Below are 24,307 nucleotides of genomic sequence, written 5' to 3' on the forward strand. Positions count from 1 at the left end.
ATGAACCTCGACACCGGCCGCCCCGCCGACGAGCAGGTCAACCTGCGGCTGCGCGACCCGGCCGACCTGCTGATCGCCGTCCCCTACCTGCTCGGTTTCCACCCGAGCGATTCACTGGTGCTGGTCGGCACCCGGGCGGACGAGGGCGTCCGGATCGAGCTGACCCTGCGGGTGGACCTGCCGCCGCCGCACGCGGTGGCCGCCGTCGCGCGCGGCGTGGCCGGCGGCCTGGCCGCCCGCCGGTGCGACGAGGCGCTGGTCGTGGTGGTCGGTGGCGGCGACGGGGAAGGCCCGCCGCGCCGGGACCTGGTGGACGCGGTGACCGAGGCCTGCGCCGAGGCGGGGGTGGTGGTGCAGGCCAGGGCGTGGGCCGCGGAGCTGGTGGCCGGCGCGCGGTGGCGGTGCTACGAGAAGTGCCGCTGCGCCGGTTCGCTGCCCGATCCGGCCAGCTCCCCGCTGGCGCCCGCGATGGTCGCCGCCGGCCAGGTCACCTACCGGGACCGGGCCGAGCTGGAACGGATGGTCGCGCCGGCCGACGAGTCCGTGCTGGCGCGGCGCTCGGCGCTGCTCGACCGGCGGGTGGACGAGGCGTCCCGCTCCGGCGACCCGGTGACGCCGAGCGGGCTGGCCGCCCTCGACCTGCTGGCCCGCTGGGTGGAGGACGCCCAGAGCGGCCGGCTGGAGATGGACGACGAGGACGTGGTGGACCTGTGCCTCGCGCTGGCCGAGCCGCTGGTCCGGGACGCGGCCTTCGGCCTGGCGCTCGGCCCGCAGGCCCTGGCGGCAGAGGGCCTGTGGTCCGTACTGGTCACCGAGGCGCCGGACCCCGAGGCGGCCGAGCCCGCCGTGCTGCTGGCCTGCTGCGCGCTGCTGCGTGCCGACGGGGCGCTGACCAGCGTCGCGCTGCAGCGTGCCCAGCAGGCCTGGCCCGGCCACCGGCTCAGCGCCATGCTCCAGTCCGCCCTGGAGGCCGGGCTCGGTCCGGACGAGCTGCGCGACTGGATCAGCAATGGCAGCAAGCGCGCGCTCGCACTCCTGACCCGCCGCGCGGACCCCCGATGACGTTCGATCGCCCTGCTCAACCAGAAGAGGGGGTAAATGTCCCGCCATTCGTCGCCAAGTCGAGCGCAAGGCGCCAAGGGAACGCCGCCGCTCGCTCCGATCCGGTACCGGGCGGGTGCGACTCCCATTGCCCCGGGCCGAAGATGACCGTGACGCCTTCGTCGCGCAGCCGTGCGACGCTCTCCTTGAAGGGGGTACGATTCGACAGGTTCGTATTGACAAAGGGTACCGCGACGATTGGTACGCCGTAGCTGACCGACTCGGCGAGAATGTCCAAGGCGTACGTGTCGGCTATGCCATGTGCCCACTTGTTGATCGTGTTGAAGCTGGCCGGCGCCACGATCACGGCGTCCGCCCGTGGCAGTGAACCGCGAGGTTCATCCGGTTCTCGGTGTTCACTGCGGACCGGCCGCCCCGTCTGACGTGCTAACTCCTCAAGGTTGATGAACCGCGTAGCCGAGGGAGTGGCGATCACGCAGGGCTGCCATCCGCGTTCCTTGGCTGCTGACACCAACACGGTTACGTCGGCGGCCGGACCAGCTCCGCAGACGACGAGGTACAGCACGGGAGGGTCGTTGTGTGGGGTCATGCCTGCAGGCACCCCGTCTGCGTGAGCAGGCTGCGTATCTGTTGTGCGACCGGTGCCGGGGCATACGAGATCAAATCGACAGCGAACTTCGCAACTGACGGCCGGGTGACTTCCTCAGGGGCAGTCTTCGTGGCCATTTGAAGCGCTTCGTAGGCGCGATCGAACTTCCCCCATTGTGTGAACGCTTTCGCGACATCGATGTAGAGTCCGGCTCGACGTTCAGTGATGACGATGCTGCCCGGGTCGATCGCCCGTGCATAGTCGATCGCGCTACCCGCGTCGCCAAGCTCAACCAGGAGATTCACCCGGTGCAGTAGGACGTTCGTGGGGCCGAAAGCCGTCCAATGATAGTTGTGATCCCCGCCGATTCTGGCGGCCGCAGCCGCGGCTTCGTCGAGTAGTTCTATTACGCTGCCGCGATCTTGTTCCTTTCCTGCCGCGATCGCTCCGCGTAGTAGAAGCGAGCCGTACACGGACAGTGAGGGTCCGTCGTTGTTTCTGTGACGTGCTAGATGTTGAGCTACGTCCTTGGCAAACGTTGCCGCTCGGACGGCATGTCCGCTCGCCGTAAGAGTGTGAGCAACGATTCGTGCGGCAGAGCCTATGGCAAGCGGATCTTCACTCTCTTCGGCGGCTCGAATGCTGCGGTCTGCCGCGAGGCTTGCCAAGCCGACATCCCCAAGCTTCAATAGCACGCTTGATGCGGTGTGGTGGGCATCGGCCGATAGTGCGAGGGTGTGGCGCTTCTCATCTCCAGAGTAGAATTTGCTAGCGAAGGAGAGCGAATTGAGGAGTGCAGGGATATCTCGGAGAGTTGTCGCGTACTGGCATCCTTGATATAGATTCTTCGCCTTCTTGGTCTGCGCGGTGAGCGTGTCGAGTTCTGGTACTGAGCTGCTCGACCGCGGGGCGAATGATCTGTATGTCGTCAGCGCGCGGGAAAGAGACGCTAACGCGTCGTTGCCGCCTACTCTGTCCCCTGATAGTCCGAGCAAGGTCACACCTGCGGTGCCTAGCAGATCTCTTCGCCGCGTCGCTTCGCCCTCCGTTCTCAAGTCGAGGATCTTGTCCCAGCGTCCATGTTCCTCGTGCCCGACGTGCGCTGCCGCGGTGACTGGCGGTTGTATCAGCTCAACGGCTTCCAGCCTGACCGACGAGGTGTCGTCGGCGGCAGCCTCGCCTTCGTCCGGCGCGGCGGTCTCCGAGGCAGACAAGTCGAGATCGAGCACCTGTTCGATCACGGTCGCCCATACGTAGCCTGGGTTGCGCTCGCCGCACTCCCACTTCGAGACGTACTTGGCCGTGGTGGCGGAGCGGAACCCCGTGGCTCGGTTGAGCATGTCCGCGAGCTTGGCCTGCGACCAGCGTCGTTGCTCGCGGGCGAGCTTGATCTGGAGCCCGATGACGGTCCGGGCTGCCGCGTCGGTATCAGGCACGATGTGCTCACGTCCCCGTTGCGAATTGATGGGACATAGTATGCCCCGGCCGGCGCGAGCGTTGGGGGACTGTCCAGGGGTTCTTCGGGGGAGCCGTCGAACGGTGGATTGACGGCATGCGCTCGAAGAGAGTTGGCGACTATCCCTCAGTCTGGGATTTTCTGAGTTTCTACCTGATCAGGTGGCGCAGCGCCCGCGCCCTGCGTCGGGCCAGGCAGAGTAGCCGAGTCTCCCATGGTTGAGTCGGAGAAGTGCGCGTGTGGTGTCAGCCTGAAAGTGCCACCCGAGGGCGAGTGGTGGTGGCCTCATGCCGACCCTGAACCTGGATCAGACGTTCGAGCCGTGGTCCGCTACGGCGAACACCCATACATGAACCACGTTATCCGGACAAAGAGTTGGGCTTTGTCCGGCAGGCAATTGTCATCCGGTGGTTCGCGCCAAGGTGGTTTAGAGGGAGGGGGCCGACGCGTCTTGAAAGACTCTTGTTGAACGGCTACTCGCGGATTCGGGTCCGATGACGGCTCGGGTGGCCGTCGCTGCGTGGTTGCAGGAACTGGGCCAGTGCGTTTCTGATGGTGTCCTGGCGTTGTCCGGCGGCGAGCTCGAGCAGGGCGGCCTCCACGACCAGTCCGTTCCACAGCGCGGCGCCCTCGGCGGGATGCGTCCAGCCCATCGCGGCGAAGTCCGGCGTGATGAGCTCGGTGGCCTGCCGGTTGCGCTCGGCGATGGCGTCGCCGATGGCCGGCTCGGCGCGGGCTTCGAGCAGCAGCGCGCGGATGCCGCGATGCCGCAGGCAGTTGTCCAGGTAGGCACCGGCAGCGGCGAGCAGCCGGTCGCGTCCGGGGGAGAGGCCCGCGACCGCGGCGAGGATGTCGGCGAACAGCCGGTCATGGAACTCCCGGTGCACGGCGACCAGAAACCCGGCGCGGTCGGTGAAATGGTGGAAGAACGTCCCCTTGGCCACGCCGGCTTCGTCGACGATCAGGTTGACGCTCAGCTTGGCCAGCCCGGTCCGTTCACCCAGGCGCAGGCCGGCCTCGACGATCTGCTCGCGGGTGAGCGCGGCACGCCGCTGCCGGCTGGTGGTCATGCTCCGGTCCCTGCCGTGACCTGTTCGATGAACGGTTCGACCAGGTCGACGAAACCGGCCGGGTCGGAGGCGAACACTACGTGCCCGGTGTCGAACGTCTCGAACCGCGCCCCGGGGATGGCGGCCCGGGTGTCGTGTCCGGTCCGCAGCGGCAGGACGATGTCGCGCGAGCCCCAGACGAGCAGGGTCGGCATGGTCAGCCGGGGTCCTTCGGCGCGCAGGTCGTATGCCGGGTCCGGAAAGCCGCGCCACACCTCGGCGGCCAGGCGAGAGCCTTCGGCGGTGCGCGCCAGGTCGCGCACCCGGGTGGCGACCGCCCGCCCGTGGCCGTTGCGTGCCCTCATGTAGCCCGTGACCAGGTGCGGATACAGCAGCCGGTTCAGCCACGGGGTGCCGAGCGCCCGGCAGCCCAGCCGGAGCATCGCGGTCTGCCGGACGAACCCGGCCGTGTTCACCAGGACCAGCCCGGCGACCCGCTCCGGCTGGTCCAGGGCGAGCCGGGCGGCCGCATAGCCGCCGACGGAGTTGCCGATCAGCACGGCCCGCTCCAGGTCGAGACCGTCGACCAACTCGGCGAGCACGGTGGCGAACAGCGGTCCGGTGGCCGGCGCGCCCCCGGCGACCGGCTCCGACCGGCCGTGCCCCGGCCAGTCCACCGCGATGGTGCGGTACCGGGCCGACAACCGGTCGGCCACGGGGTCGAAGTCGACGTGGTCGTGCAGGGTCGCGGCCAGCATCACGATGGGCGTCCCGCTGCCGCGCTCCGCGTAGTACACCCGCCCCGCCGACGTGCTGATGAACGGCATTGCTCGCCTCCGACAAGCCTCGGTGACCGACCGGTCGGTCACCGAAAGCTTAGACGGCGGGCGGTTCACGGACAACGCCGAATGAAGACCACCGACGATCTGTTCGAGGTTGAGATCGTCGGCGTAGTCGATGCCGGTGACGGCCACGTGGGTAACACGCGGCGGTCACGCTGTCGCCGTATCACCTCGCCACGAAACCGAGGCCCAGCCTTACGCGGCCGTCGGCTCAGGCGTCGTGGGGCAGTCGCTCGCTGGCGAAGCGCCAGGCGTCGGTGACGATGCGGGTCAGGTCGGAGCGGGTCGGGCGCCAGCCCAGCTCGCGGTGGGCCAGCTCGTTGGAGGCGACCAGCACGGCGGGGTCGCCCGCGCGCCTCGGCGCGGGCTGGGTGGGGATCGGGTGGCCGGTCACCTCGCGGCAGGCGTCGATCACCTCGCGGACCGAGAAGCCGGTGCCGCTGCCGAGGTTGTAGATCCGGTGCTGCTTGGGGGTGGCGTGCTGCAGCGCCAGCACATGCGCCTCGGCCAGGTCGTCGACGTGGATGTAGTCGCGGATGCAGGTGCCGTCCGGGGTCGGCCAGTCCTCGCCGTAGAGCTGGACGGACGCGCGCTGGCCGGCGGCGACCTGGAGCACGATCGGGATCAGGTGGGTCTCGACGGCGTGCCGCTCGCCGAAGCGGCCGTAGGCGCCGGCCACGTTGAAGTAGCGCAGGCTCACCCCCGCCAGGCCGTACGCGGCGGCGTAGGAGGTGATCGCGTGGTCGATGGCCAGCTTGGTGGCGCCGTAGGTGTTGGTGGGCCGGGTCGCGGAGTCCTCGGTGATCGGCACCTGGTCGGGCTCGCCGTAGGCCGCCGCCGTGGAGGAGAACACCAGCCGGGGCGTGCCTGCCTCGCGCATCGCCTCCAGCAGCGCGAACGTGGTCAGCACGTTGCCCCGCCAGTACCGGTCGGGGTGCTCCATCGACTCCCCGACCAGGGACTTGGCCGCGAAGTGCAGGACCCCGTCGACGCCCTCGGCCAGGATCGGGGCGGCGGCCTCCGCCAGGTCGCCCTCGACGAACCGGCACCCGTCGGGGACGGCGTCGCGGTGCCCGGTGGACAGGTCGTCCAGCACCACCACCTCGTGCCCGGTGTCGACCAGATGCGCCGCGCACACGCTGCCCAGATACCCGGCCCCGCCGGTCACCAGCACTCGCACGCCAGTCCTACCCCCGCTCGGTCTCGGTCCAGGTGTTCGGCGCACACGTTCTCACGCCGGCCTCCCGGCGCGGTCGTCGGGCGGTCGCTCAGCGCGCCCGGACCAGCACGGCGTGCGCGAGCAGCGGCTGGACCGAGGCCTGCTCGCCCTCGGCGCGCACCGGCACGGCGTCACCGAACCGGCTGATGGTGCCGACCACCACGTCCTGGCCGGGCACGATCCCGGCGGACTTGAGCTCGGTCATCAGGTCTGAGTCGGCCTGCACGTGCTCGGCGATCCTGCGGACCTCCACGTCGCCGCCGCCCCGGCGGGCGAACTCGTCGAGCCGTTGCAGCCCGAGCTCCATGACCGGGGCCGCCGCCACCGTGTCGGCCTCGCCGTCCGGCTTGCTCAGCTGGTCGAGGCCCGGGATCGGGTTGCCGTACGGGGAGACCGTCGGGTCGCCGAGCAGCCGGACCAGCTTGCGCTCCACGGCGTCGCTCATGACGTGCTCCCAGCGGCAGGCCTCCGCGTGCACGTGCTCCCACTCCAGGCCGATCACGTCGGTCAGCAGCCGCTCGGCCAGCCGGTGCTTGCGCATGACCGAGATGGCCCGGGCCCGGCCGGTGGGGGTGAGCTCCAGGTGCCGGTCACCGGCGACGATCACCAGACCGTCCCGGGACATCCTGGCGACCGTCTGGCTCACCGTGGGCCCGCTCTGGGCGAGCCGCTCGGCAATGCGCGCCCGAAGTGGGACGATGCCCTCCTCCTCCAGCTCGTAAATCGTGCGGAGGTACATCTCGGTGGTGTCAATGAGCTCGTTCACGGTGCCGCCCTTCGTCTACACCCATGGTATCCGTTTGACGAGGCCACAGATTCGCCCGACCCGACCGGGTGACTGGGCTCGACGGAGCAGAAAGGAGCAGGATGGGCCGCGTGTCACCGCTGATCTCAGCCGCGAGCCTCGCACGGGAGCTCGCCGAGGTTCCGGAGGGCCGCCGGCCCGTTCCGCTGGACGTCCGGTGGCGCCTCGGCGGCCCGCCCGCCGAGCCCGACTACCTGGCCGGGCACCTGCCCGGGGCGCGGTTCGTCGACCTGGGGACGGTGCTGGCCGACCCACCGGGGCCGGCCGGGCGCCACCCACTGCCCGACCCGGACCGGCTCGCGGGCGACCTCGCGGCGCTAGGGGTCTCGGACGGGTCGTCGGTGGTCTGCTACGACGACGCCGACGGCTCGGTCGCGGCCAGGGCGTGGTGGCTGCTGCGCTGGCTGGGCGTCCCGGCCGACCGGGTGCGGGTGCTCGACGGTGGCTACCTCGGCTGGGTCGGGCAGGGGTTCCCGGTCACCAGCGAGGTGTCGTCGGTGGCGCGCGGCTCGTTCACGCCCCGGCCGGGCTCGATGCCGGTGCTGGACGCCGACGCCGCAGCCGACACCGCCCGGCGCGGGGTGCTGCTCGACGCCAGGGCGCCGGCGCGCTACCTCGGGGAGAACGAGCCGGTCGACCCACGCGCCGGCCACATACCGGGCGCGCGCAACGCCCCGTTCGCCCAACACGTGGGCGCGGACGGCCGGTGGCTGGACCCCGAGCGGCTGGCCGAGCACTATCGCGGGCTCGGCGTCGAGGACGGGGCCGACGTCGGCGCGTACTGCGGCTCGGGGGTGACGGCGACGTCGGTGCTGCTCGCGCTGGAGCACTCCGGGCTGCGGCCACCGGATCACCCGGCGGCGCTCTACCCCGGGTCCTGGTCGGAGTGGAGCGCGGACCCGGACCGCCCGGTCGCGGTCGGGGAGGCACAGTGACCCCGCCCGCCGTGGTCTGGACGCCGGAGCTGCTCGGCTACCGGCTCAGCGACACCCACCCGCTCGACCCGATCCGGCTGGACCTCACCATGCGGCTGGCCACCGGCCTCGGCGTGCTCGACGGCATCGAGCCGCTCGCCCCGGAGCCGGCCCCCGACGACCAGATCGAGCGGGTGCACGAGCCGTCCTACCTGGCCGCCGTCAAGTCCGCGCCGGAGGCGCACTTCCCGGTGGGCCACGGCCTCGGCACCCCGGACAACCCGATCTTCTTCGGCATGCACGAGGCCAGCGCGCTGGTCTGCGGCGGTTCGCTGCTGGCCGCCAGGGAGATCGCCGGCGGGCGGGTGAACCGGGCGGTGAACATCGCCGGCGGGCTGCACCACGCGATGGCCTCGGCGGCCGCCGGGTTCTGCGTGTACAACGACTGCGCGGTGGCCATCTCCTGGCTGCTCGACCACGGCTTCGACCGGATCGCCTACCTGGACACCGACGTGCACCACGGCGACGGCGTGCAGGCGGCCTTCCAGCACGACCCCCGGGTGCTGACCATCTCGATCCACCAGCACCCGATGACCCTCTGGCCGGGCACCGGCTGGCCCGGCGAGGTGGGCGAAGGGGACGCGGCCGGCACCTCGGTGAACCTGGCGCTGCCGCCGGGCACCCGGGACGGCGCCTGGCTGCGCGCCTTCCACGCGGTGGTGCCCTCGCTGCTCACCGCGTTCCGGCCGTCGATCCTGGTCACCCAGTGCGGGGTGGACACCCACTACGAGGACCCGCTGGCCGAGCTGAACCTGACGGTGGACGGGCACCGGGCGATCTACCGGGCGCTGCGCGAGCTGGCCGAGACCACGGCCGGCGGCAAGTGGCTGGCCCTGGGCGGCGGCGGGTACAGCCTGTTCCGCACGGTGCCCCGGTCCTGGACACACCTGCTGGCCACCGTCCTGGACCGCGACGTGGACGTCGACCGGTCCATCCCGGCGGACTGGATCGCGCACACCGCCGGGCTGACCGGCGTCCCGGTGCCGACGACGATGGGCGAGGGCGGGTCCGTCGAGTTCGAGTCGTGGGGCAGCGGCGGCGACCCGGTGGACCCGGCGGTGATGGAGACCCGGCGGGCGGTGTTCCCGCTGCACGGCCTCGACCCGGACGACCCGAGGGACTGACGGTGGCCGACACGCCGACCTACCCGAGGCACTGGGAAGCGGACGTGGTCGCCTCCGACGGCGGAGTGGTGCACCTGCGCCCGATCCTGCCCAGCGACGCGGACGCGCTGGTCGAGTTCCACGGCAGGCTCTCCGACCGCACCCGCTACCTGCGCTACTTCGGGGCGTACCCCCGGATCCCGCCCAGGGACCTGGAGCGGTTCACCGTCCTCGACCACCGCGACCGGGTGGCCTTCGTCGGGCTGCTCGGGCAGGAGATCGTCGCCGTCGGCCGCTACGTGAAGCTGGACGGCTCGTCGGCCGCCGAGGTCGCGTTCGTGGTCCGCGACGACCACCAGGGCCGCGGCCTCGGCTCGATCCTGCTCGAACACCTGGCGGCGGCCGCCAGGGAGAGCGGCGTGCGCCGGTTCGAGGCCGAGGTGCTGGCGGAGAACCACCAGATGGTGCGGGTGTTCCGGGACGCCGGGTACCAGGTCAGCCGCGAGTTCAGCGACGGCGTGCTGCACCTGGAGTTCGACGTCGACCCGACCGAGCGATCGGTAGCCGTCCGGGACGCCCGCGAGCAGGCCGCCGAGGCGCGCGGCGTGCACAACGCGCTGCACCCCCGCTCGGTCGCGGTGATCGGCGCCTCCACCGACCCGGAGAAGATCGGCCACGCGGTGCTGGCCAACCTGCTGCGGGCCAACTTCACCGGCCCGGTGTTCCCGATCAACCCGGACGCCCGCTCGGTGCGCGGGGTGCGGGCCTACCGGTCGGTCACCGAGGTGCCCGACGAGGTGGACCTGGCGGTGGTCGCGGTGCCCGCCGCCGGGATGGACGAGGTGATGGACTCCTGCCTGGAGAAGGGCGTCAAGTCGCTGCTGGTGCTCAGCTCCGGGTTCGCCGACGCCGGCGCGGACGGGTCGGACGCGCAGCGCCGGCTGGTCGCCGAGGCGCGGGCGCACGGCATGCGGGTGATCGGGCCGAACGCGCTCGGGGTGGCCAACGCCTCGCCCGACGTGCGGCTCAACGCCACCCTGGCCCGCGAGCTGCCCGGCAGGGGACGGGTCGGGTTCTTCTGCCAGTCCGGGGCGCTGGGCATCGCCATCCTGTCCGGCGTGCGCGCCCGCGGGCTCGGGCTGTCCACCTTCGTCTCCGCCGGCAACCGCGCCGACATGTCCGGCAACGACCTGCTGCAGTACTGGCAGACCGACCCGGACACCGACGTGGTGCTGCTCTACCTGGAGACGTTCGGCAACCCGCGCAAGTTCGCCCGGCTGGCGCGGCGGCTGGCCAGGAGCAAGCCGGTGGTCGCGGTGAAGAGCGGCCGGTTCGCCGCGCCGCTGCCCTCGTTCGGGGCGAGCCCGCCGCCGGCCGACGAGACCAGCGTGCAGGCCCTGTTCGAGCAGGCCGGCGTGATCCGGGTGCAGACCCTGGCGCAACTGTTCGACACCGCGCTGCTGCTCGCCTACCAGCCGCTCCCGACCGGCCCGAGGGTCGCCGTGGTGGGCAACTCCAGCGCGCTCGGCGTGCTGGTGGCCGACGCGCTGCTCGACGAGGGGCTGGAGCCGGCCGGCCCGCCGGTGGACGTCGGCGCGGCGCCCACCCCCGAGCAGTTCGCCGAGGCGGTGTCCGCCGCGGCGCGCTCCGAGGACACCGACGCGCTGGTCGTGGTGTTCGTGCCGCCGGTGGCCACCCCGGGGGCGGCGTACGCGCAGGCGTTGTGCGCCGAGGTGGCCGCCGTGGACAAGCCGGTGGTGAGCACCTTCCTCGCCGTCGAGGGCGTCCCGGCGGAGCTGGCCGTGCCCGGGCCGGACGGCCAGCCCGGCCGCGGCTCGGTGCCCAGCTACCCGAGCCCGGAGCGGGCGGTGGCCGCGCTGGCCAGGGTGCTGCGCTACGCCCGCTGGCGGGACGCGCCACTGGGCGAGTACGTCCGGCCCGACGGCATCGACACCGACCGGGCGCGCGCCCTGGTCGCCGAGCACTACCGGGGCGGCGAGGCCCCCGTCCCGCTGGATGACGCCGCGACGGCCGCGCTGCTCGCCCACTACCGGATCGAGGTCACCCCGTTCCGGCTGGTCGACTCCGCGGAGGCGGCGACCGCGGCGGCCGGGGAGCTGGGCTACCCGGTGGCGGTCAAGGGGATCGGGGACCGCTGGCAGGGTCCCGAGCTGATCGGCATCAGGCTGGACCTGGGCTCGGCGGCCGGCGTGGTCGCGGCATACCACGACCTCGCCAGGGTGACCGGCCGCCAAGAGCTCTACGTGCAGCGGATGGCCCCGAAAGGCCCGTCCTGCACGCTCGAGGTGGTGGACGACCCGTCGTTCGGCTCGCTGCTGTCGTTCGGGCTGTCCGGCATCGCCACCGAGCTGCTCGGCGACCGCGCGCACCGGGTCATCCCGCTGAGCACCGCCGACGCGCACGACCTGATCCGGGCGCCGAGGGCCGCGCCGCTGCTGGCCGGCTACGGCGGCGCCGAACCGGCCGACCTGGCCGCGCTGGAGGACCTGGCGCTGCGGGTGAGCTGCCTGGCCGAGGACCTGCCCGAGGTGCGCTCGCTGCGACTGCGCCCGGTGCTGGCCGCCCCGACGACCGCGTCCGTCACCTCCGCGCGCGTCGTGCTCGGCCCGCCGCCGACCCGACACGACGGCGGCCCCCGCCGCCTCCGTTAGCGGCGCCCAGGCGGCGCCTCGCGGCGTTGTCGTCGGGGGCCGATACAAACCCGGTATCGGCCCCCTCCTCCGCCTTGCGATGCATCCACCTGGATCGCCGCTAACGGACCGTTCGTACTTGCCCCGGTGAGTTTCGGCGTTCCCGGTGGTCGTACCTGGTGAGAGTTCACCGATCACGGGAGGAAACGGCGATGGCGAGCAAGGCAGGGGCGTTGGACAGGGAGTTCAGCGCGACGCTGGTCAAGAGCTCCAGCGACGGCGGGTGGACCTACGTGGTGATGCCGGGGTCGGCGGAGTACTTCGGTACCAGGGGGCTGGTCAAGGTCAGGGGGACCATCGACGGCCACCCGTTCCGGAGCTCGTTCATGGCGCTCGGGGACGGGACGCACAAGCTGCCGGTGAAGGCGGACGTCCGCAAGGCGATCGGCAAGGGAGCGGGCGACGCCGTCACCGTCCGCCTGACCGAGCGTCTCTAGCGGAAGCTGACCTGGAGCGTGGGCTGGCTGGTCGAGGCGAAGAAGTCGTTGCCCTTGTCGTCGACCACGATGAACGCGGGGAAGTCTTCCACCTCAATCCGCCAGACCGCCTCCATGCCCAGCTCGGGGTACTCCAGCACGTCCACCTTGCGGATGCACTCCTGGGCCAGCTTGGCGGCCTGCCCGCCGATCGAGCCGAGGTAGAACCCGCCGTGCTCGGCGCACGACTCGGTGACCTGGCGGGACCGATTGCCCTTCGCCAGCATGACCAGCGACCCGCCGGCGGCCTGGAACCGGGGCACGTAGGAGTCCATCCGGCCGGCGGTGGTCGGGCCGAACGAGCCGGAGGCGTAGCCGGCCGGGGTCTTGGCCGGGCCGGCGTAGTAGACGGGGTGGTCGCGCAGGTAGGCGGGCATCGGCTCGCCGGCGTCCAGCCGCTCGGCGATCTTGGCGTGCGCGATGTCCCTGGCCACGATCATCGGGCCGGTCAGCGCCAGGCGGGTCTTGACCGGCAGGCGCGACAGCTGCGCCCGGATCTCGGACATCGGCCGGTTGAGGTCCACCCGGACCACGTCCGAGGCCCCGTTCGAGGCGTTGGCCAGCTCGTCGGCGCTGGTGTCCGGCAGGTACCTGGCCGGGTCGCGCTCCAGCTGCTCCAGGAACACCCCGTCGGCGGTGATCTTCGCCTTGGCCTGCCGGTCGGCCGAGCAGGACACCGCGATGCCGACGGGCAGCGAGGCGCCGTGCCGGGGCAGCCTGACCACCCGCACGTCGTGGCAGAAGTACTTGCCGCCGAACTGGGCGCCGATGCCGAAGTTCCTGGTCAGCTCCAGGACCTGGGCCTCGAGGTCGCGGTCGCGGAACGCGTCGCCCAGCCCGGAGGGCCGCTCGGGCAGGGTGTCCAGGTAGCGCGCCGAGGCCAGCTTGGCGACCTTCAGGGTGTACTCGGCGGACATCCCGCCGACGACGACGGCCAGGTGGTACGGCGGGCACGCCGAGGTGCCCAGCGAGCGCAGCTTCTCGTCCAGGAACGCGGCCAGCCGCGTCGGGTTCAGCAGCGCCTTGGTCTCCTGGTAGAGGAACGTCTTGTTGGCCGACCCGCCGCCCTTGGCCAGCACCAGGAACTCGTAGCGGGGCTCGGCGCCGGCCAGGTGGTACAGCTCGACCTGGGCGGGCAGGTTGGTCCCGGTGTTGCGCTCGTCCCAGAACCCGGTCGGGGCCATCTGCGAGTAGCGCAGGTTCAGCTCCTGGTACGCCTCGAACACGCCCCGGGACACGGCGGCCTCGTCGGTGTCACCCGTGCCCGCCGTCAACACGCCTTCGCTGCGCTTGCCGATCACGATCGCGGTGCCGGTGTCCTGGCACATCGGCAGCACGCCGCCGGCCGACACGCAGGCGTTGCGGATCAGGTCGGTGGCCACGAACCGGTCGTTCGGGCTGGCCTCCGGGTCGTCGATGATCGCCCGCAGCTGCGCGAGGTGGGACGGGCGGAGCAGGTGCTGGATGTCGGTGACGGCGGCCTTGACCAGGCCGGTCAGGGTGGTGGGCTCGATCCGGAGGAACTCGCGGCCGTCGACCCGCAGCGGCGTCACGCCACCCAGGTCGAGCCGGCGGTACTCGGTGTCGTCCGGGCCGAGAGGCAGCACGTCAACGTAACTGAACTCGGGCACCGCCTCACGTTACCTGCCGCCACGCGCCGCCTCAGCGCTCGCTATCCCCGGGGGCCCTGGTAACCGCTCTTCGAGGAGTCGTCCACCCAGATCTCGGACTCGATATGCGGGGCGATCTTGTTCCCGCCCACCCGGGCGCCGGTGGACTTGTTCTTGAGGATGATCCCGTTCTCGACGTCACCGACGATCTCGTTGTCCTGCACCGTCACGTTGCTGACATCGTCGAACAGCAGCGCCTGACCGGCTCCGTTCTGGCAGAAGTTGTTGCGGAACACGATGTTCGTCGTCGTTCCCTCGCCGCTGCCGTCGCCGGCCTCGCTGTTCGGCCCCTCGGCGATCAGGCAGATGTTGGCGATGTCCTCGAACCTGTTCGCCTCGATGAGAATGTCCCGGCTGGCCGGGTACTGCTCCGAGGTGGCGAAGGTCTGCAACGCGTCGGCATGTCTCTCCTTGGTGCCGACGGTGTTGCGAACCAGGTTGTGCAGAATCCTGATGTTGGTCCCGAAGAACCGGATCCCGTCCCCATCGCCCTCCCTGGGGCTGACGATCGCGCTGTTCTGAACGGTGATGTTGTTACCCCGCAGCAACATGCCCGGAGCCTTCGGCTTGTCGGCGTTGACCCCGTCAATGAGCACGTTGTCGGCCTCGACCGTCACTCCCTCGGTGACGACCTTCCCGCCACCGAGCACGGAGATCGGCTGCGTCGGCGTCCCGGAACGCCGGACCTCGACGCGCCCCACGTTCCCGGACAGGCAGACCCGGTCACCGGGCGCCGCCTCGGCGAGCGCCCGCTGCGCGCTGGCCGGATCCGCCGCCTGCTTGGTGCAGTCCGCCTGCGCAATCGGCGTGCCCACACCGGGCGCCCCCGGCGCGGCCGGCGGAATCGGAGCGGTTGGCGACGACGGCGCGCTCGGCGAGGACCCCTCCGGCCCCCCGCCCCGGGACGGTTCGCCGCCACACGCGGCAAGAACCAGGACGGCGGCCAGACCGCAGCCAAGCGACACCGGGTGTGATAGCGACCTCATACCCACAGGCTACGGGTCGCACCGACGCGGGGTTCTAGTGTCGTTTACACGACACTAGGAGCGACCCCGGCCCTGGGCGCCTTGGTCCGGGTCGGAGACCAGGGTCAGCCTGAAACCGGGGACCTGATCGCCGGCGTGCGGGTAGAGCTCGCCCTTCAGGTCGGTCAACCTTCTCTGTGCATCGGCGTCTCCGAGCTCGGCCAGCTTCAACAGGATCTTCGTGGCCCTGTCGACGTCCCCGTCGGCATGCAGACGCACCGCCAGATCGTGGCCCGATATCGAGTCCCCTGCCGAGTACCAGGTGCCCAGCAGCTGATTCGCTTCGAACGACCGATTCGTTGTGTCCAGCAGGTTGATGAGACTACGGCGGGCTCTGGAGTTCCGCGCCGCCGCTCCATCCCGAAGTACGGGCTCGACCTCATCGCTTCGGCCGGAGGCGTCCAGGTGCTGTACGAGCCGGAAAATGGAGAAGTAGTCGCCTTCAACAACGCCCTGCCGAAGAAGGGTCTCTGCCTCCGCTTCCCGGGCGGACTGAAGGAAGAACTTGATGAGTGGCTGCCGGAACTGTGTGTACCCGGCATCGATTGCTTCGATCAGTACCGTCTCCGCATACTTCAATGAGTCGGCGGCATCAAGGATTCTGACGAGTTTGGCCGCCGCGCCAAATTCTTTCGAGCGAAGCTTCTGGTGTAGTTCGAGTGCCGCCACCCGCGCGCGGCCCTCGTCTCGTGCGACCGAGTTGACCACCTTCTGCTGGCCTTCTTTGCCTTCGGTTGCGTCGAGTTGATCGTAGTCGTCGAGAATCGATGCGAATATCTGCCCTTCGGCGTACCAGGCGAGCTCCGGTCGGTCGGTGTACTCCGGAACCCCATCTATCACGCGGACGTAGCACGTCGTCCTGTCGTTCCAGACCCTCTCGAATGCGCTGTCGGCCAGGCGGCCCAGCGTCAGTTGCACCGATGGGTCACCTTCGCCCACAACGCGTATGAAAGGCCCGTCCATCGCGTTGACGCCGGGCCAGAGCGAGCCCAACAGCCGGGTGTGGTCATAAGAGAAGAGGCACATCGGAGGCCGCGCGTCGTAGGCCTTGACCTGTATCTTGCCTTTGACGTCCGGGTGCTGGTGGAAGATCCTGTTGAACTCGCAGAGCTCATTAGCGATGCTGCGCGGTGCGGTGTCCTCGTTGCCGGGGTCGAGCTCCAGGCTTCGGAGCCTGGCGAACGTGGAGGTGTGCTGGACGACGAGAATACGTATCTCACACCCCTCCCGAGCCTTTGCGACGAGGACCTCGCCCAACGACAGCAGGCATCCCACCCAGGTGGAGATTATTCGAATCGAGCGCCTGGCTCTTCCGAACTCGTCGACCAGGTCGACTTCCTGCAGCGACGCATGAACATGAGTGATCCCCGCGGCGTGGAAGTTCTGTAACGAACTGTTCGAGCTGAGCGCGGTCGCCCGCAGGCGTTCATCGAGCGATCCACCCTCGAGAAACCTGGCTATTTCCGACAGGCGAGTGGCGATACGTGAGGTATTGCTGCTCAAGCGTTCCTCCAGTGCGCCCGAACGCTTGACTTCCCGCTGGATCACACTCAAGCCGTCATCCATTTTTTCGATCTTTGTAACTCGCAAGATCAGCAATGTCATCACCATGAGCGCGAGCAGGCCGCTCGCGGTCTGCACCAGAGTCTCGTTGCTGATGGATGTGACATTAGCCTTGATGAACACCGCGATCGCCGCGGCGACGGCAACAATATCGGGGAGGTAAACGAGATTCTTGCGGAGAAAGGGCCTTATATGCCTGGAGTCTTCCACGCTAGCTCCTAAGGCCGGCTGCTGTGACTCGGGGCACTGAGTGTGGCGCATGATCAAGGAGTGGTCAATCCGCCCCGCGGCGTGAGCAGCTACATCTCGGTAACGATGACCCGGCCGGCGATGAAACGCGATCTCCATCGCGTTCAAGCTTTGTCGAAGCAAGTAATACTTGCATCTGGCGAGTAGCGCCATATGATCTCAGAAATGATCAGATCGGCCGTAGCGATGCGGCCGGGTTTCGCGAAGGTGGCTCATTCCGTGCGAGCAGCCCCATGGAACTGACCCAACCGAGGGACCTCCTGGCGCAAGCGATCGCCGGGCGGGACCGTAGCGAACGGTGGCGCGCCCGCCCGGGCCGGTCGGTGGCTCGCCGGCCTCGTCAAAAAGTCAACGGGACGACACCGCTGCCTCGTCACGGGCTCGTAAGCAGCAGTGTCGTCCCGTTGACCATCGCTAGAACCAGGCGCTGGTCCAAACCCAACGCGCCCACGCCGGGTCAGGAGGAGCTCGCACCGTGGGGGGCCTGGGGGGCTCGGCCCCCCAACGTCACCGCTGAGACCGCCCGTGGCGAGCGCTCCCCGCGAGCACACCTCACCCCAACCCCGGTCTCAGCTTGCGTAGGCGCGCAGCCGGTTCGCCCGGTCGCCGACGCGGAGCTTGGCCATGACCTCGCGCTCGATCTGGCGGACCCGCTCCCGGGACAGGCCGAAGGTGCGGCCGATCTGGTCCAGGGTGCGCGGCTGGCCGTCGTCGAGCCCGTAGCGCATCCGGATCACGTTCTGCTCGCGCTCGTCCAGGGTGGCCAGCACGCGGCGCAGGTCGTCGTGCAGCAGGTGCGAGATCACGGTGGTCTCGGCGTCGGTGGCCTCGGCGTCCTCGATGAAGTCGCCGAGCGGGGCCTCCTCCTCGGTGCCCACCGGCATGTCCAGGCTCACCGGGTCGCGCGAGTGGTCCAGCAGGTCGGAGATCTTCTCGACCGGCAGGCCGGACTCGTCGGCGATCTCCTCGTGGGTGGCGTCGCGGCCGAGGCGCTGGTGCAGGTCCCGCTTCACCCGGGCGATCTTGTTGACCTGCTCGACCAGGTGCACCGGCAGCCGGATGGTGCGGGCCTGGTCGGCCATGCCCCGGGTGATGGCCTGGCGGATCCACCAGGTGGCGTAGGTGGAGAACTTGAAGCCCTTGGCGTAGTCGAACTTCTCCACGGCGCGGATCAGGCCCAGGTTGCCCTCCTGGATCAGGTCCAGCAGCGGCATGCCCCGGCCGGTGTACCGCTTGGCCAGCGAGACCACCAGTCGCAGGTTGGCCTCCAGCAGGTGGGTACGGGCCCGTTCGCCGTCTCGTACCAGCGCCCGCAGGTCCGCGGCGCGCCGAGCGGGTATGTTCTGTTCTGTGTTCAGAACGTGGTTGGCGAAAACCCCGGCCTCGATGCGCTTGGCAAGGTCGACTTCCTGCTCGGCGGTCAACAGGGCGCGCTTGCCGATCCCGTTGAGGTAGACACGCACCAGGTCGGCGGCTGGACTCTGGGCGTCCAGCTCTTCGGCGGACGGCTCGAGCTCTGGGCTCGCCGACGCCGGAGTCGTCGCGACCCCGGGTTCGATGACGTTCGTTGGCGCGGTCATGTGCGGTCCCTCCCTACGCGTGCCGCTACGGACTGACTCCTGGGTGCCCGTTTCGCGGCTCACCATGTAATACGCATCAGGGGGGACAATCGTTCCCAGTTCGGGTACGTGGTCTAGCACACTGCCGGCCGTTCCTGAGAACCGGCTGGGGAATCGGCTACGGTCCCGGCATGGCACGGACGGATCCGGAGCTGGTGGCGGGGCTGGTCGGCTGGCTGGACGGGCAGCGGGGCGTCACGCTCGCGGCCGGGCTGACCGAGGCGGAGCTGGACCGGGCGGAGCGGGCGTTCGGGGTGCGGATGCCCGGGCTGTGGCGGGCGGTGCTGGCACGGGCGTACCCGGTGACCTCGACAAACGACGGTATCGCGTGCCCGGACTGGCGCTTCGGGGACGAGCCGGGCACCCGGGAGCTGGTGGACGGCCCCGTCGAGGGCCTGCTGTTCGACGTCGAACAGAACGGCTTCTGGTGGCACGGGTGGGGGGACGCGCCGGCCGGCCGGTCGGAGCGGCTGAGGGTGGCTCGCCGCCGGCTGGCCGAGGTGCCCAGGCTCACTCCGCTGGTCGGGCACCTCTACGTCGGCCCCGACGACGCCTCGCCGGTGTTCAGCATCGTGCAGGCGGACCTCTACGTGCCGGCGCTCACGCTCGCCGACCTGGTTACCGGCCGTGACCAGAGCGAGGTGCCGGCCGAGCGGTACCCGATCGGGTCGGTGCCGTTCTGGAGCGAGCTGCACGCCTACGCGGCGCTGGGCCACGACAAGGACTCCCGGTTCGCCGGGCTGGCCACCGGTGGTCTCTGAGCCGGTGGCGGACTGGGTCGCCCGGCGCGACCCTGCGGGGTTCGGCGGCGCGCTGTTCCGCGCGGGCGCCTCGCTGGCCGGCCGCCCGTTCCCGGTCGCCACCGCCACCCTCGACTACCTGTCGGGGACGCTCGACTCCCTGGCGCGCGCCCTCGACGACGGACCGGAGCCCGCGAACGCCTGGTTCGCCCTGTGCGGCCGCCAGCACGCGCTGCTTGCCAGGTACCTGCGCGCGCTGGCGAGCACCGCCGAGCTGGACCGGGACGGCCGGCGGAAGGTGGATTTCGCGGTCGAGCAGCTCGTCGAGGCGCTCGCGCCGTCCAACTTCCCGCTGACCAACCCGACGGTGCTGCGACGCGCGCTCGACACCGGCGGGAAGAGCCTGGTCCTCGGCGCGCGCAACATGGTCCGCGACCTGGTGACCAACCATGGCGCCCCGCGCCAGGTCACGCCGGGACGGTTCCGGGTCGGCAGGGACCTGGCGTGCACCCCCGGCAAGGTGGTCTTCCGGAACCGGCTGGTCGAGCTGATCCAGTACGAGCCGCGCACCGAGACGGTGCACCGGGTGCCGATGCTGTTCAGCCCGCCGTGGATCAACAAGTACTACATCCTGGACCTGGCCCCGGGCCGCAGCCTGGTGGACTGGGCGGTGCGCCACGGCCACACCTGCTTCGCGCTCAGCTACCGCAACCCGGACGAGGGCCTGCGCGGCCTGGACATGAGCGACTACCTGCGCGAAGGCCCGCTGGCCGCGCTCGCGGTGATCGCGGAGATCACCGGGGAGCCGGAGGCGAACGTGGTCGCGCTGTGCCTGGGCGGCACCCTGGCCGGGGCCAGCGCCGCCTGGCTGGCAGCCAGGGGCGAACCCGGCGTCGCCTCGCTGACCCTGATGAACACCCTGCTGGACTTCGCCGAGCCGGGCCCGCTCGCGCCGTTCACCGACCAGCGCGCGGTGTGGGGCCTGGAACGGGTGATGCGCCGCGCCGGGTACCTGCCGGCGGAGTGGATGAAGGCCACCTTCGACGCGCTGCGCCCGGCCGAGCTGGTGTGGAACTACGTGGTCAGCGGGTGGCTGCTCGGCGAGGAGCCGGTGCCGCTTGACCTGCTGGCCTGGAACGCGGACGCCACCCGGATGCCGGCGGCCATGCAGCGGGAGTACCTGCGCGGCTGCTACCTGGAGAACAGGCTGGCCACCGGGCGGATGGAGCTGGCCGGCGAGCGGCTGGACCTCGGCCGGGTCCGCCAGGACGCCTACCTGGTCGCCGCCGAGGCCGACCACATCGCCCCGTGGCGCTCGGTCTACGCCGGCGCGCGGCTGCTCGGCGGGCGGGTGCGGTTCGTGCTGTCCAACGCCGGGCACATCGCCGGCGTGGTCAACCCGCCGGGTTCGGACAGGTCGCGGTACCTGAGCGTGGCGCCCGACGAGCTGCCGGCGGACGCGGAGGGCTGGCGGCGGCGGGCGCGGGAGCGCGCGGCGAGCTGGTGGGAGGACTGGACGCCGTGGATCGCGGCGCGCGCGGGCGGGCGGCGCCGGCCCCCGCCGACGGGCAGCCGCGCCCACCCGCCGCTGGCGGACGCCCCGGGCTTGTACGTCCATTCATCGTGACGGCCTCCTCACACGCCACTGGGTCAACCGATCGATCGGGTACCACAATGGGGGGATGAGCGAGCAACCGTCCGACGACTCAGCAGACGGGGCCAAGCGCCCCCGCGCCGATCCGTGGGCGGCGCAGATGGACGCGCTGGGCGAGTTCATCCGCGCGCAGCGACACCTGGCGAACCTCTCGCTGCGCGAGATGGCCGGCCTGACCAGGGTGTCCAACGCCTACCTGAGCCAGATCGAGAGGGGCCTGCACCAGCCCTCGCTCAAGGTGCTGCGCTCCATCGCCGACGCGCTGCACCTGAGCACCGAGCAGATGCTCGCCCAGGCCGGCTGGATGATGTCCGGCAACGGCCACAGCCCGGATCCGCCCGAGCCGCCCGTCGACACCGAGGGCTGCATCCGCCGCGACCCCCGGCTGTCGCCGGCGCAGCGGGAGGCGCTGATCGGCGTGTACCGCAGCTTCCTGGACGGGTCCTCGCCGGCCTAGCCGGCCCCGCCGTTCGGCGGCACCTCGACGAGCACGGTGAACGGCCCGTCGTTGACCGACTCCACGGCCATCATGGCGCCGAACCTGCCGGTGGCCACCCGCGCCCCGCGCTCGCGCAGCGCCGTCACCACCGCGTCGACCAGCTCCGTCGCGCGCTCCGGCGGCGCGGCGGCCGACCACGAGGGGCGCCGGCCCTTGCGGGTCTCGCCGTAGAGGGTGAACTGGCTGACCACCAGCAGCGGCGCGCCGGAGTCGGCGCAGGACCGCTCGTCGCGCAGCACCCGAAGCTCGTGCAGCTTGCGGGCGATGGTGCCGGCCTGCTCCGGGCCGTCCTCGCGGTGCACCCCGAGCAGCACCAGCAGGCCGGGCTCGTCGATCTCGCCCACCACCTCGCCGTCCACCCGGACCGCCGCGCGGGTCACCCTGGCGGCCACCGCCCTCATCCGTAGGCCTGCCCCACGCCGGCGGCCACCGGGGAGGAGACCTCCGACCACTGCGCCGGGACCAGCAGCCCGTGCCGGACCAGCTCGCGCACCGCCGGCAGGCTGGCCGCCACCAGCTCGTCGGTGGGCCGGTCGTGCGCGACCGCGAGCAGCGCCAGCAGCTCGCCGAGCGGCAGCATGCCCTGGCAGCCGGCCAGCAGCGCGGCGGCCGGCTCGTCCACCTCGTGCCGCCACCCCGGACCGTCCACCCGGCGCACCACCCGCAGGCCGGGCCGCCAGCCGTCGGGGCCGGGCTCGGCGTGCTGCTCCAGGCGCACCGAGGGCGCCACGGCCAGCCGCGCGGACAGCAGCCCGTCGTCGTCGCCGTGCCGGCGCAGCCAGTCCACCCGGTCCAGCCAGCCCGCGGTCTCCACGCCGAGCGGGTCGGCCAGCGCGTCCCGCACGTCCTCGCACAGCACCGTCGGCTCGGCCCCGCCCCGGCCGGTGCGGCGCAGCGTGACGAACCCGAACCCGACGCCCTCCACGCCCTGGGCGTCGAACCAGGTCAGCCACTCCTCGGCCTCCCTGCGGCCGATCCGCGAGGCCGGGTCGATCCCGGAGTCGCGCAGCCAGGTGCCCACGTACATGGCGGGGTCGGCCACCTCGCGCTGCACGAACCAGGCGTCCACCGCGCCCGAGGCGGGCAGCCAGGAGCACACCCGCTCCGGCCAGTCCTGCCCGCGCACGTGCAGCCAGCAGGCCAGCAGCTGGGCCACCCCGCCCTCGGCGAGCAGCCCCGGCAGCGCCCCGACCAGCCTGGCCGCCACCTCGTCGCCGGCCAGCCCTGAGTCGCGGTAGGTGTGCCGAACCCGGGGCGGGCCGGCCACGAACGGCGGGTTGCTCACGATCTGGTCGAACCGCTGGCCGGCCACCGGCTCCAGCCAGGAGCCGCCGCGCAGCTCCACGTCCACGCCGCTGAGCTCGAAGGTGGCGGCGGCCAGCGCCAGCGCGCGCGGGTTCACGTCGGTGGCCACCAGGCGCTCGGCGTAGCGCGCGCCGTGCAGCGCCTGCACCCCGCACCCGGTGCCCAGGTCCAGCAGCCGGCCCACCGGGCGGCGCACGGTGGCCCTGGCCAGGCTCAGCGACGCCTGCCCGACGCCGAGCACGTGGTCGGCGGGCAGCGCGCGGGCGGCCCCGCTGAGCCGGCCGAGGTCCAGGTCGGAGACCACCCACCAGGACCCGTGGTCGTCGCCGTGCGGGCGGACGTCCAGCGCGGCGGCCAGCCCGGATCCGGACCCGGAGCCGTTGGTGGTCGAGGCCGGGCCGCGCCGCAGCAGGCCGGCGTGCAGCGCGTCCGCGACAGTGACCGGGGCCAGCGCCTCGGCCACCGCGTCCTCCGGCTCGGTGTCGCCGAGCAGGAACAACCGCACCAGGGTGCCGAGCGGGCCGCCCGCGCGGCTGGCCAGGCGCGCTGGCACCGGCTCGTCACGGCCCAGCGCGGCGTGCGCGGTCTCGCCGAGCAGCTCGGGCACGCCGTCGACCTGGTAGCCGGTTCGCTCGAAGGCCGCGCGCAGGCCCGCGCACAGGTCGGGTGTCAACCGGGGAAGCATGCCTGAATCCTGTCATCGTTGGTTTGGCGCGTGTCGGCACCTCCTCTCTCGGCCGTGGGATGCTTGTCCGATGACGACGACGCTGTGCCTCGCGCAGGACCCGGAGGCGGACGAGCTGCTCGCCAGCAGCCCGCTGGCATTGCTGTTCGGCATGCTTCTCGACCAGCAGATCCCGATGGAGAAGGCGTTCCGGGGGCCGAAGGACATCGCGGACCGGATGGGCGGGTTGGACGTCCGGGTGGTCGCGGAGACCGACCCGGAGCAGTTCGCCTCGGTGGTCGCCCAGCGCCCGGCCGTGCACCGCTTCCCCGGCTCGATGGCCAAGCGGCTGCAGACCCTCGCCCAGTACCTGATCGAGCACTACGACGGCCAGGTGGAGGCCATCTGGACGCGCGACGACCCGGACGGCGCCACGGTCCTGAAGCGGCTCAAGGAGCTGCCCGGGTTCGGCGAGCAGAAGGCGAAGATCTTCCTGGCGCTGCTGGGCAAGCAGCGCGGCGTCACCCCGGCGGGCTGGCGGGAGGCCGCCGGCAACTACGGCGACCAGGGCGCCTTCCGGTCGGTCGCGGACGTGGTCGACCAGCAGAGCCTGGGCAAGGTCAGGGCGTTCAAGCAGGAGATGAAAGCGAAGGCCAAGGCCAAGGCGTAGCGTGGACCCCGCGACGAGCCGGGAGGTGGTGTCGTGAAGCACCCGGAGCCGGACGACACCCCGATTGTGATCACCGACGCCGCCAGGTCGCACGACGACGAGCTGACCGCGCGCCGCCGCCGGTACTCGATCATGATGGGGCTGCGCGTGCCCTGCCTGGTGCTGGCCGCGCTGTTCTACCAGACGCCCTGGCTGGCCGCCGGGCTGATCATCCTGTCCATCCCGTTGCCGTGGATGGCGGTGATCATCGCCAACGACCGGCTGCCGATCAAGCGGTCCGGCTTCCGGCGCTACCGGGGCGAGCTGGAGGCACCGCCACAGCGGTCGGAGGAGCGCAGGGGTCTCGATCCCTGACGGCCCGCC

General features: G+C 71.2%; 22 protein-coding genes. 10 read left to right on the forward strand and 12 right to left on the reverse strand.

Features of this window, described 5'->3' with window-relative positions:
• Positions 1–1,062, forward strand: coding sequence for a DUF4192 domain-containing protein (locus N912_RS51615; RefSeq protein ID WP_051580129.1), 1,062 nt, complete (start codon positions 1–3; stop codon positions 1,060–1,062).
• Between the two features lie 16 nt (positions 1,063–1,078).
• On the opposite strand, the gene N912_RS62015 is transcribed toward N912_RS51615, so the two are convergent.
• From N912_RS62015 to N912_RS0113420, 6 genes are all read right to left on the reverse strand, one after another.
• The gene (locus N912_RS62015) at positions 1,079–1,627 is read right to left on the reverse strand and encodes a flavoprotein (RefSeq protein WP_245645266.1); all 549 of its coding nucleotides are present in this window, start codon (positions 1,625–1,627) and stop codon (positions 1,079–1,081) included.
• 20 nt (positions 1,628–1,647) lie between these two features.
• Positions 1,648–3,087, reverse strand: a complete 1,440-nt coding sequence (locus N912_RS63490) for a helix-turn-helix domain-containing protein (protein ID WP_156993523.1) — start codon at positions 3,085–3,087, stop codon at positions 1,648–1,650.
• A gap of 493 nt (positions 3,088–3,580) precedes the next feature.
• Positions 3,581–4,177: a TetR/AcrR family transcriptional regulator gene (locus N912_RS51625; protein WP_051580130.1), complete on the reverse strand. Its 597-nt coding sequence runs from the start codon at positions 4,175–4,177 to the stop codon at positions 3,581–3,583.
• Positions 4,174–4,983, reverse strand: coding sequence for an alpha/beta fold hydrolase (locus N912_RS0113410; RefSeq protein WP_028922835.1), 810 nt, complete (start codon positions 4,981–4,983; stop codon positions 4,174–4,176). Before N912_RS0113410 ends, N912_RS51625 begins: the two co-directional genes overlap by 4 nt.
• A gap of 226 nt (positions 4,984–5,209) precedes the next feature.
• Positions 5,210–6,178: a UDP-glucose 4-epimerase GalE gene (gene galE / locus N912_RS0113415; RefSeq protein WP_028922836.1), complete on the reverse strand. Its 969-nt coding sequence runs from the start codon at positions 6,176–6,178 to the stop codon at positions 5,210–5,212.
• Between the two features lie 88 nt (positions 6,179–6,266).
• Positions 6,267–6,983 carry an iron-dependent transcriptional repressor DtxR gene (locus N912_RS0113420; protein WP_028922837.1) on the reverse strand — a complete coding sequence of 239 codons (717 nt, stop codon included), beginning with the start codon at positions 6,981–6,983 and terminating at the stop codon, positions 6,267–6,269.
• Between the two features lie 110 nt (positions 6,984–7,093).
• Between N912_RS0113420 and N912_RS0113425 the strand changes: the two genes are divergently transcribed.
• From N912_RS0113425 to N912_RS0113440, 4 genes are all read left to right on the forward strand, one after another.
• Positions 7,094–7,957 (forward strand): sulfurtransferase, encoded by an 864-nt coding sequence (locus tag N912_RS0113425; protein WP_028922838.1) that lies wholly within the window; start codon positions 7,094–7,096, stop codon positions 7,955–7,957.
• On the forward strand, positions 7,954–9,120 hold the full coding sequence (locus N912_RS0113430; protein ID WP_028922839.1) for an acetoin utilization protein AcuC: 1,167 nt from the start codon (positions 7,954–7,956) through the stop codon (positions 9,118–9,120). The genes N912_RS0113425 and N912_RS0113430 overlap by 4 nt, the downstream gene beginning before the upstream one ends.
• The gene (locus N912_RS0113435) at positions 9,117–11,771 is read left to right on the forward strand and encodes a bifunctional acetate--CoA ligase family protein/GNAT family N-acetyltransferase (RefSeq protein WP_028922840.1); all 2,655 of its coding nucleotides are present in this window, start codon (positions 9,117–9,119) and stop codon (positions 11,769–11,771) included. Before N912_RS0113430 ends, N912_RS0113435 begins: the two co-directional genes overlap by 4 nt.
• 191 nt (positions 11,772–11,962) lie before the next feature.
• A complete protein-coding gene (locus N912_RS0113440) occupies positions 11,963–12,247 on the forward strand; it encodes a DUF1905 domain-containing protein (protein WP_037064318.1) in 285 nt (94 codons plus the stop codon).
• On the opposite strand, the gene N912_RS0113445 is transcribed toward N912_RS0113440, so the two are convergent.
• The 4 genes from N912_RS0113445 to N912_RS0113460 all read right to left on the reverse strand — a co-directional run bounded on the left by N912_RS0113445 (position 12,244) and on the right by N912_RS0113460 (position 18,373).
• Positions 12,244–13,917: a fumarate hydratase gene (locus N912_RS0113445; RefSeq protein ID WP_028922842.1), complete on the reverse strand. Its 1,674-nt coding sequence runs from the start codon at positions 13,915–13,917 to the stop codon at positions 12,244–12,246. The two genes, N912_RS0113440 and N912_RS0113445, sit on opposite strands and share 4 nt — an antisense overlap.
• A gap of 41 nt (positions 13,918–13,958) precedes the next feature.
• Positions 13,959–14,771 carry a right-handed parallel beta-helix repeat-containing protein gene (locus tag N912_RS51630; protein WP_051580131.1) on the reverse strand — a complete coding sequence of 271 codons (813 nt, stop codon included), beginning with the start codon at positions 14,769–14,771 and terminating at the stop codon, positions 13,959–13,961.
• A gap of 225 nt (positions 14,772–14,996) precedes the next feature.
• Positions 14,997–16,754 carry a hypothetical protein gene (locus N912_RS0113455; RefSeq protein ID WP_156993527.1) on the reverse strand — a complete coding sequence of 586 codons (1,758 nt, stop codon included), beginning with the start codon at positions 16,752–16,754 and terminating at the stop codon, positions 14,997–14,999.
• A 608-nt stretch (positions 16,755–17,362) separates the two neighbouring features.
• Positions 17,363–18,373 (reverse strand): sigma-70 family RNA polymerase sigma factor, encoded by a 1,011-nt coding sequence (locus N912_RS0113460; protein ID WP_084210852.1) that lies wholly within the window; start codon positions 18,371–18,373, stop codon positions 17,363–17,365.
• A gap of 170 nt (positions 18,374–18,543) precedes the next feature.
• Here N912_RS0113460 and N912_RS60280 point away from each other — a divergent pair, with 170 nt between their 5' ends.
• From N912_RS60280 to N912_RS0113475, 3 genes are read left to right on the forward strand one after another with little or no spacing between them, the layout of a single operon-like run.
• On the forward strand, positions 18,544–19,173 hold the full coding sequence (locus N912_RS60280) for a hypothetical protein (RefSeq protein WP_051580132.1): 630 nt from the start codon (positions 18,544–18,546) through the stop codon (positions 19,171–19,173).
• Complete coding sequence (locus N912_RS51640) at positions 19,163–20,779, forward strand: PHA/PHB synthase family protein (protein ID WP_037064322.1); 1,617 nt, start codon at positions 19,163–19,165, stop codon at positions 20,777–20,779. Before N912_RS60280 ends, N912_RS51640 begins: the two co-directional genes overlap by 11 nt.
• Before the next feature lie 55 nt (positions 20,780–20,834).
• Positions 20,835–21,263, forward strand: coding sequence for a helix-turn-helix domain-containing protein (locus N912_RS0113475; protein ID WP_028922845.1), 429 nt, complete (start codon positions 20,835–20,837; stop codon positions 21,261–21,263).
• On the opposite strand, the gene dtd is transcribed toward N912_RS0113475, so the two are convergent.
• Positions 21,260–21,706, reverse strand: a complete 447-nt coding sequence (dtd, locus tag N912_RS0113480) for a D-aminoacyl-tRNA deacylase (RefSeq protein WP_028922846.1) — start codon at positions 21,704–21,706, stop codon at positions 21,260–21,262. The two genes, N912_RS0113475 and dtd, sit on opposite strands and share 4 nt — an antisense overlap.
• Entirely contained in the window at positions 21,703–23,295 is a 1,593-nt protein-coding gene (locus tag N912_RS51645; RefSeq protein WP_051580134.1) for a DUF7782 domain-containing protein, read from the reverse strand. The genes dtd and N912_RS51645 overlap by 4 nt, the downstream gene beginning before the upstream one ends.
• A gap of 70 nt (positions 23,296–23,365) precedes the next feature.
• On the opposite strand from N912_RS51645, the gene N912_RS0113490 reads away from it, so the two are divergent.
• Positions 23,366–23,944, forward strand: a complete 579-nt coding sequence (locus N912_RS0113490) for an HhH-GPD-type base excision DNA repair protein (protein WP_028922847.1) — start codon at positions 23,366–23,368, stop codon at positions 23,942–23,944.
• 33 nt (positions 23,945–23,977) lie between these two features.
• Positions 23,978–24,298, forward strand: a complete 321-nt coding sequence (locus N912_RS51650; protein ID WP_037064325.1) for a DUF3099 domain-containing protein — start codon at positions 23,978–23,980, stop codon at positions 24,296–24,298.
• Positions 24,299–24,307: the final 9 nt, after the last annotated feature.

Origin of the sequence: Actinospineispora acaciae DSM 45401 (genome assembly GCF_000620785.1) — a bacterium.
Lineage (GTDB): Bacteria > Actinomycetota > Actinomycetes > Mycobacteriales > Pseudonocardiaceae > Pseudonocardia > Pseudonocardia acaciae.

Coding starts and splice junctions, on each gene's coding strand:
- N912_RS51615 (WP_051580129.1), top strand. CDS start 1: ATGAACCTCGACACCGGCCGCCCCGCCGACGAGCAGGTCAACCTGCGG.
- N912_RS51625 (WP_051580130.1), bottom strand. CDS start 4,177: ATGACCACCAGCCGGCAGCGGCGTGCCGCGCTCACCCGCGAGCAGATC.
- N912_RS0113410 (WP_028922835.1), bottom strand. CDS start 4,983: ATGCCGTTCATCAGCACGTCGGCGGGGCGGGTGTACTACGCGGAGCGC.
- N912_RS0113440 (WP_037064318.1), top strand. CDS start 11,963: ATGGCGAGCAAGGCAGGGGCGTTGGACAGGGAGTTCAGCGCGACGCTG.
- N912_RS0113460 (WP_084210852.1), bottom strand. CDS start 18,373: ATGACCGCGCCAACGAACGTCATCGAACCCGGGGTCGCGACGACTCCG.
- N912_RS60280 (WP_051580132.1), top strand. CDS start 18,544: ATGGCACGGACGGATCCGGAGCTGGTGGCGGGGCTGGTCGGCTGGCTG.
- N912_RS0113475 (WP_028922845.1), top strand. CDS start 20,835: ATGAGCGAGCAACCGTCCGACGACTCAGCAGACGGGGCCAAGCGCCCC.
- dtd (WP_028922846.1), bottom strand. CDS start 21,706: ATGAGGGCGGTGGCCGCCAGGGTGACCCGCGCGGCGGTCCGGGTGGAC.
- N912_RS51645 (WP_051580134.1), bottom strand. CDS start 23,295: ATGCTTCCCCGGTTGACACCCGACCTGTGCGCGGGCCTGCGCGCGGCC.
- N912_RS0113490 (WP_028922847.1), top strand. CDS start 23,366: ATGACGACGACGCTGTGCCTCGCGCAGGACCCGGAGGCGGACGAGCTG.